The organism is Adonisia turfae CCMR0081 (assembly GCF_011009555.1).
Taxonomy (GTDB): Bacteria; Cyanobacteriota; Cyanobacteriia; order Phormidesmidales; family Phormidesmidaceae; genus Leptothoe; species Leptothoe turfae.
On the sequence record NZ_QXHD01000004.1, the window covers coordinates 4,804,417 to 4,812,411 of the forward strand.

Below are 7,995 nucleotides of genomic sequence, written 5' to 3' on the forward strand. Positions count from 1 at the left end.
ACATACTGTGCCCCCTGCCCCGTAAACAAAAATGCAATGTCTCGCTGGGGACGACGGGGAGCTTTCGCCATAGCCACAGCGGTCGAATTTTTCCCCTGGGCCATATCAGTGAGGTGCGATCTCATCCCCTCTAACGAATCCGCCACCACCATCGCCCGATGAGAAAAGATAGAACGCCCCATATGGGCTGTCCAACAGACATCTGCCAGATTCACCCCAGGATGGGCCTGCAAAAACTCCGCATAGCGACCCGCCAGGGCGGTCAAAGCAGGCTCCGATTTAGCCGTTAGCATCAGGCTGTGCCAGGCGGGAGCAGCAACAGAAGTCGAGGCAGGCGTCGGGGAGCTGGATGCCGCAGACACAATTACATGGGCATTGGTCCCCCCAAAGCTAAAGGCACTCACCCCCGCTATCGGTCGATCCACACCAACCGATGACGGCCACTGGCAACCTTGCTGAGGAATAAACAACGGCGTGTCCGTCAGGTCGATGCGGGGATTGAGTTGATGTAAATGCCCATGGGCCGGAATGTAGCGATGCTGTAGTGCTAGTACCACCTTAATCAGACTCGCAATGCCAGCCGCCGCTTCCATGTGACCGACGTTGGCCTTTAGCGCCCCTAGGGCACAGGGCTGTTGGGAGGAACGACCCGCTATTAGCACCGTTTTTAGCGCATTCACTTCAATCGGATCCCCCAGGGGTGTCCCCGTACCATGGGTTTCAACGTAGCTAACATGGGCGGCAGGCACCTGGGCCTGGGTCAATGCCTGACGAATAACCGCCTGTTGGGCAGGGCCGTTGGGGGCGGTTAGACCGTTACTCAGCCCATCCTGATTAACGGCTGAACCCTGTACCACCGCTAAGATCCGATCTCCCGCCTGTTCAGCATCAGCCAGTCGCTTCAACACCACAACGCCACACCCTTCTGAGCGCACATAGCCATCGGCGGCAGCATCAAACGTCTTGCAGTGGCCATCAACGGCCATCATCCCGGCCTGTTGAAACACCTCCGTCACCTCGGGTCTGAGAATTAAATTCACACCCCCTACCAGCGCTAAGTCACAGCCGCCAGCCGCCAGGCTTTGCCCTGCCAGGTGTACGGCCACCAGCGACGATGAACAGGCAGTATCAACGGCTAGACTAGGCCCCTTTAAATTGAGGGCATAGGAGATTCTATTAGCGGCCACACAAAGCGCCGTCCCAGTGGCACTGTAGGGGCTCACGTCGCTCTCTGGGCTGTGGTGTTGACCCAAAAGATAACCATAGTCACTGTGACTAATGCCAACAAATACCCCTGTACGGCTGCCCGCTAAGGATTGAGGTGCAATAGCCGCCTGCTCTAAACTCTCCCAACAAACTTCCAATAACAGCCGCTGTTGGGGATCGAGATAGGCCGCTTCACGGGGGGAAATCCCAAAAAACGCTGCATCAAACTGATCGATATGGGACAGGAACCCCCCCCATCCGGTGGTGGCTAGCCCTGGCAGTTCTCTGGGTGCAGCTGACGTCATGGCATCACCTCCCTGGCACAGGAACTGCCAAAAGTTATCGGCATTGTCGCCCCCCGGAAACCGGCAGGCCAAACCGACAATCGCAATTGGGTTCATCGTTTAGAATGCCTCTCAGTGCAGATTAACAAATGGTCATTGGTTCACTGCTGCCTGGCCAGAGCCATCATCCATGGCATCGGCTTGGCCAAATGTCGCTCTTAAACAGACTGTTCTCGCCAGGAATGCCAAAGACCTAGTACCCGATGGCAAAAATTTGGCACCCTTGCATCCACCCATCCACCCATCGACTCATCCACATTGGATGGTGGACAAACTTACGCCATAAAGTACTAGCTCTCTTGCCCCTCAGTTTCTAAGGACAGGTCTCCTAAGTGTTCAGCCAGGGTGGCAATCGTGGGATAGTCGTAAAGCAATGTGGGTGAAACCTGTCGCTGCAACCACTCCTCAAGTTCTCCTGACAGCCCAATTACTTCGGTAGAATCGAGTCCATAGCTGTCAAAAGGCGCATCTGGATCAATGCCCTCAATTGTGGTGCCCAGAGACTCTGCCAGTCTCTCAGACAGCCAAGCCTCAATGTTTGCTATCGTTGGTTGGTCCATAACAGATGGTTGCGGGTTAACGGATGAATTCATAGGAGAAGCCTTGCTCACAGTTGCTCACAATTAACGAGTGTTTGCAGGTTGGGCCATGGGAATGGGATGCAGCTGCCCAGCCAAAAATTGTGAACGACAGCGAGAACGTTGAATCTTGCCGCTGGAGGTTTTAGGAATACTTCCAGGCTTAACGAGCACGATGGTTTCCACCCGCAGGCCATGAACCTGGCTCACGGTTTGCTTAATGGCTCGGATGATGGGCTTAGGCTCTAATCGCCGCAGCCACACCCGTCCGACTTCTTGTACAACAACCAACTGAGTTTGTTCATGTCGATCCACGGTAAACGCGGCTCCCCATGTGGTCCGAAAAGCCGGATGGCTAGCAGCCACGGTGGCTTCCACATCGCTGGCATAGTGATTGCGACCGTGGATAATCATGACTTCCTTTATCCTCCCGGTCACAAACAGCTCTCCATTTTGCAGACAGCCCAAATCCCCTGTGCGTAGGAAAGGTCCAGCCCCAGGGTCAGCCAGGTGGGCATGAAAGGTTTCTTGGCTTAGCTGTGGCTGCTGCCAATAGCCCTGGGCGACGCTGGGGCTAGTCACCCAAATTTCTCCAACTTCGTTGGGTTGGCACCGCGTCAGGGTTTGGGGATTAACAATTATCAGCTGACCTGAGTCAATCACCTGTCCACAGCCCACTAGCAAGCGTCCCTGGTCGGCAGGCTGAATGCGATGGTCCGCTAGTTTTTTCTCATCTACGGTTAATTGTTTGGGGGCACTGGTGCGATCGCCACCGGTGATCATTAACGTCGCCTCGGCCATGCCATAGCAGGGATAGAATGCCTCAGGGCAAAACCCATAATCGGCAAATGTTGCAGCAAAGCGCTCAAGGGTGGCCATCCGGATTGGTTCCGCCCCCGTAAAGGCCACTGACCAATGACTTAAGTCCAGTCCCACGCATTGTTCTGGCTTGAACCGTTCTACACAACGGTCATAGGCAAAATTGGGACCGCCACTGATGGTTGCTTGGGTGCGGGAAATAGCCTGTAACCAGCGCAGGGGACGTTGTAAAAAGTCCACGGGCGACATCAGTGTGGTGGTCAATCCTTGGTATAGAGATGTGAGAATGCCGCCGATCAGTCCCATATCGTGATACGGCGGTAGCCAGCACACTCCCTCGCTACGGTTGTTTAACTCAAACTTATGGCTAATGGCAGCAACGTTATGGATGAGATTACGATGGCTAATTTTTACCCCCTTCGGTGCAGCGGTAGAGCCCGAAGTGTATTGCAAGAAGGCGATTGCTTCAGGATCAATGTTGGGTGACTGCCAGGCAGTTGCCGCTGTAGCAAGAACAGAATCTAGCTGAAGCGTGGGAATGTTCGACAGGGGTCTGGGTTGGAACTGCTGAGCAGACGTTGTCAAAATCAGCGCAGCTTGCGTATCAGCAGCAACACCTTGAAATCGCTCTAGGGACTGATTGGGGCGAGGTGGCTGTATCGGCACAGCGATCGCACCCGCATACAAACAGGCACAAAATGCCAAAACATAGTCTAATCCAGGGGGACAGAGCAGGAGTACGCGCTCTCCCTGGAGATTTAATCGCTGCATCTGGGCGGCGATCGCTCGACTGCGGCAGTCTAAATCGCCATAGGTTAATTGTTCAGACGACACTACACCGTCATTCCACATTTGGAAGGCAATTCGAGAGGGCTGTTGTGCCGCTCTCTCCCTAAGGAGATCAACCCAGGTCAAACCTGGGCTAACACCCTGGAGACAGTTAAAGGTCAGATGGGGCATGGAGTAGGGCTAATAGATGAGGTAGACGGACCCAACAGGTTGAGGTAAACGGGAGCGAACCGGAGTGCCGGAGGCAATACATTTGCGAATTGCGGAGGCAATACATTTGCGAATGAGATTAAAACTCAAACTTATTAATTGATACCATTTCGCAATAGTGAGTATAGATGACTCAGCTCTCATTCGCAAGAAGTTAGATAGTCAATGCAGTTACTCTATGCAAATCAATGGTTTTAATTATTTTCTTGACGTCCATGATGAGCTTGACAAGGGAGTGTTTTGCCCTTTAGGTTTTTGATAATATTCTCATTAAAAATCCATTTTTTGGTCTCTTAATTGACAATATTTAGCTTTAGCGTGGCAACAGCGATGTCTGAGACCCGCGAGTTTAGGCCCCAGTTACTTGGCTTAGGGCCCCATTATTTGTGTGTGAGGAATGATGATGAAATTGTCTTTAGGAACCTGTACGCTTGGGATCGCAAGTGCGATTACGGTTGCGATCGCGCAACCTGTCTATGCACAGACGTCCATAATTACTGCTGTACAGCTGACCCAAACTGACACAGGGTTGTCACTCACCCTTGAATCTCCCACTGAGGCCCCCCTACAAACCTTTATCAATCGCAGTGGCGACAACACAATTGTTGTCGATGTTGTTGACGCCCAACTTCAAACCTCCGAGGGGGATACCTTTCAGCAAGACAATCCGGCTACGGGGATCGAATCAATTACGGTTAAATCCCTGGCCACCAACCGTATTCAGGTAACGATTGTCGGGCAAGATACTGCCCCAGCCGTTGAAATTGATCAGCAGCCTGGAGGTCTAATTTTCGCCGTCAGCACCGTCGTCACTGACCCAGCGTCCCCCGATGGCGAGCCCGTAACCACCGATCCCTCTGGCGATCCCCCTGGACCCACTGATGAATCGGCAGAGGGACTGGAAGACGCAGCTCCCCTGCGCTTAGTTGTTACGGCCACCCGTACCGAAGAGTCAATAGACGACATCGGACGTTCCATCACCGTCATTGAGCGAGAACAAATCGAACAACAGTCTATTCTCTCCAACGATCTTGCTGATACGTTAGGCAATTTAGTGCCAGGATTTGGCCCCCCGAACCAGTTACGCACCACCCGTGGGCAAACCCTTCGAGGTCGAGAAGCTGCCATCTTAATTGACGGTGTACCGCTGTCCACTAACTTTCGGGTTAATCGCCAAGAACTGCGTAGTATTGACCCCTCTGCCATTGAGCGAGTCGAGGTGATTCGTGGCCCCAGCGCCATTTTTGGTGGCCAAAGTACCGGTGGCGTCATCAACATCATCACCCGTCGTCCCGAAGATGGTCAAGCGATTCTGGAAACTCGGGTTGGCGGTAGCGCATCATTAGGTGACCTAGAGGACGATGGCTTTGGCACTAATTTTGCTATCAATATTTCAGAAGGATTTGAACGCTCCGCCTATAGATTGATCCTATCCCGTGACGAAACCGGTAGCTTTTTCGATGCCGACGGTAATCGTAACGTTTCAGAGTCGAGTCTGAGCGATACCACCAGCTACAACCTGTTGGGCAAATTTAACTATGAGCCCAGCGACCAAGAGCAATTCGATTTCACAATTAACTACTTTAATTCCCAGCGAGATACGGAGTTTATTGCTAGTCCCGAAACCCTCCTTATTCCTGGTCGACAAACTGCTCGGGCCTTGAAGATCCCTGGTTTTGAACGAGAAAATAATCCAACAGATCGGAGCCTGGTCACAAACTTGAGCTATTCCCATGATGATCTATGGGGTAGCGAATTGCGAGGACAATTGTATTACCAAAATACGCTCGCCCGTGGTGAATTTGCTGATGGTCGTCTCGGCATCGATTTCTTTCCCTTTCTGTTTCAATCACGTCTTGAGGCCGAACGCTGGGGCGGGCGACTACAGGTTGAAACCCCTTTAACCAGGAATGAAACCCTTAACCTACTGTGGGGTGCAGACTATGAAAATCAGAAAAATCAACAGATTACGGCCCAGTTTGATGCAACAACATTTGACAATGAGCAGCGACTAACCCCGCTCCAAGAATTTGACTTTACCCCCCCTTATCGGGTGAATAGTCTGGGTCTTTTCACTCAGCTTGATTGGGAGCCCAGTGAATCGTGGCTGCTGCGGGGTGGGGTGCGTTATGAAAATATCAACCTTGACGTGGATGACTATTTTTCAGTCACTGGCAGTCGCAATATTGAAGGTGGCAATCGCAACTTTGATGACGTTGTTTTTAACGCTAGTACGGTTTATCAGCCTGTTGACGAGGTTTCACTCTTTGCCAGCTTTGCCCAGAGCTTCAGTGTGCCTGAGTTTAGTCGAGTCTTACGCTTGCCCCCCCCTGGCTTTACTAGTATTGAGGACGATTTGGATATTACTCAACCGATCAAAGTTACTGAATATGAAATTGGTGTGCGCGGTAATTGGCCATCGATTCAAACGAGCCTCAGCGGTTTTTACAACACATCAGACCTGGGTTCAAGTCTGGTGCCCAACGAAGATGGTTTGCTGACTATTCAGCGTGCCCCTCAGCGGATATATGGTGTAGAAGCCACAGTGGATTGGCAACCAGCAGACACCTGGGGCATTGGCGGTACGGTTGGTTGGTCTGAAGGTGAAAATGATGTGGATCGAGATGATGATTTTGACCCCTTGAATAGTGGCGAAATTTCTCCGATTAAATTTACCGCTTATGTGGAAAATGAAACCCTACCTGGCTGGACTAATCGTCTACAGGCCTTGATCGTAGGCGGTCGTAGTCGAGCCGCTGATGAAGGCATTGAGCCCTTATCGATTGAGAGCTATACCACGATTGACTTTATCAGTAGTGTGGATATTGGCTCAGGCAGGTTGCAACTGGGTGTTGAGAATATCTTTGACATCCAATACTATCCAGCTACAGCTCAATTTTTGTCGGGGTTTGACGATCGTAACTATGTCGGAGGTCGAGGCCGAACCATACGTCTTATGTATTTGATGGAATGGTAACAACAAGGGTTTAACAGCATTAGCTAAACTCCTAACGCTTACTGAAAATTGGTTTTGGCCTTGGCGTACGTTGGTGTTTCCAAACTACGCCAAGGTCAGAATCCTGATCAAAAGTCGCCGTCAGTACGCGTCAATGGTGACATGGCTAAATACAGGGTAGACGGGCATTACAGTTGTTCTAAGTTGCTAATTTTGTATTGCTTAACTGGACTGAAATCACCTTTGCCCGAATTGTGTAACGTCATCACGGTGCCATTGACTGTTACGGTGGCGCGGTAACAGCCTGTTTCTCCATCCGGGCTAGTAAAGTCAATTTGCACCTGAGAACGGGCCTCATCTATGGCAGATACCCAGCCTGACTGACGGTAGGTACACCAGTCCCAGCCTCTCTCCATAAAAATCTCTCGCTCTACGATCTGGGCCAGGGGTGGCAGCCCAGCCCAGCCTCGGTAGTAGGATCTTAAATCGGTCACAGATCTGTTGCGTTGTGCCAAATGGTGAGATGTATCGGGTTCTAAATGTCCCCAATAGCGGCCTTCGGGAAAGTCAATTAGGGTGGGGGCCAGTCTATGGCTGCTGATATGGCTGGTGCGCCAGATGCGGACGGTATCTTTTTGAGCATAGGTGTTAAGCCTTTCATAAATGGGTCGGCTAAAGCGACCACAGCAGATATCTAACTCGGCATGGGCGCAAACTAGAAAGTCTCGCGTTGTAGCTGGCTGGCGATAGGCCTCAAAAGCTTTAAGTTTGGCCGGTGTAGATAGGGCGTTGACCAGCGGTACCACAAGATGCTCAGGTAGCCAAAACTCTTGCTTATCGTAGACAGAAAACTGTTCTGTAGGGCGCTGAAAGTAAATAATGCGGCGGTAGCCTGGCCGATGGTAGCGTGGCTCTGGAGCAATTGCTAGACAACGCCCCTTGGTGCTGCGGGCCGCTGCTTGTAATAGCAGTGGTAGTAAGGCTGCTGGAAAATTTTTACTCTGTAGGGCTTTGGTGCGTGAATATTCTGTCAGACAGATCAGTCCTTTAGGAGGTCGATCTTAGCCTTCAACAGGGTAGCTGTCCGGCATCC

At 51.5% G+C, this 7,995-nt stretch carries 5 protein-coding genes; 1 reads left to right on the forward strand and 4 read right to left on the reverse strand.

What is annotated here, in order from left to right:
* From DXZ20_RS24675 to DXZ20_RS24685, 3 genes are all read right to left on the reverse strand, one after another.
* Window positions 1–1,607 (reverse strand): type I polyketide synthase (locus tag DXZ20_RS24675; protein ID WP_163703606.1); only part of this gene is annotated, 1,607 nt, incomplete at its 3' end.
* Between the two features lie 233 nt (window positions 1,608–1,840).
* Entirely contained in the window at window positions 1,841–2,110 is a 270-nt protein-coding gene (locus tag DXZ20_RS24680) for an acyl carrier protein (RefSeq protein WP_250565912.1), read from the reverse strand.
* A gap of 63 nt (window positions 2,111–2,173) precedes the next feature.
* A complete protein-coding gene (locus DXZ20_RS24685; protein WP_163701677.1) occupies window positions 2,174–3,907 on the reverse strand; it encodes a fatty acyl-AMP ligase in 1,734 nt (577 codons plus the stop codon).
* 436 nt (window positions 3,908–4,343) lie between these two features.
* Between DXZ20_RS24685 and DXZ20_RS24690 the strand changes: the two genes are divergently transcribed.
* Window positions 4,344–6,923 (forward strand): TonB-dependent receptor domain-containing protein, encoded by a 2,580-nt coding sequence (locus DXZ20_RS24690; protein WP_163670520.1) that lies wholly within the window; start codon window positions 4,344–4,346, stop codon window positions 6,921–6,923.
* 167 nt (window positions 6,924–7,090) lie between these two features.
* Here the strand turns inward: DXZ20_RS24690 and DXZ20_RS24695 are convergent, their stop codons facing one another.
* A complete protein-coding gene (locus DXZ20_RS24695; protein WP_163703607.1) occupies window positions 7,091–7,945 on the reverse strand; it encodes a sucrase ferredoxin in 855 nt (284 codons plus the stop codon).
* Between the last annotated feature and the right edge of the window lie 50 nt (window positions 7,946–7,995).

Coding starts and splice junctions, on each gene's coding strand:
- DXZ20_RS24680 (WP_250565912.1), bottom strand. CDS start 2,110: ATGGACCAACCAACGATAGCAAACATTGAGGCTTGGCTGTCTGAGAGA.
- DXZ20_RS24685 (WP_163701677.1), bottom strand. CDS start 3,907: ATGCCCCATCTGACCTTTAACTGTCTCCAGGGTGTTAGCCCAGGTTTG.
- DXZ20_RS24690 (WP_163670520.1), top strand. CDS start 4,344: ATGATGATGAAATTGTCTTTAGGAACCTGTACGCTTGGGATCGCAAGT.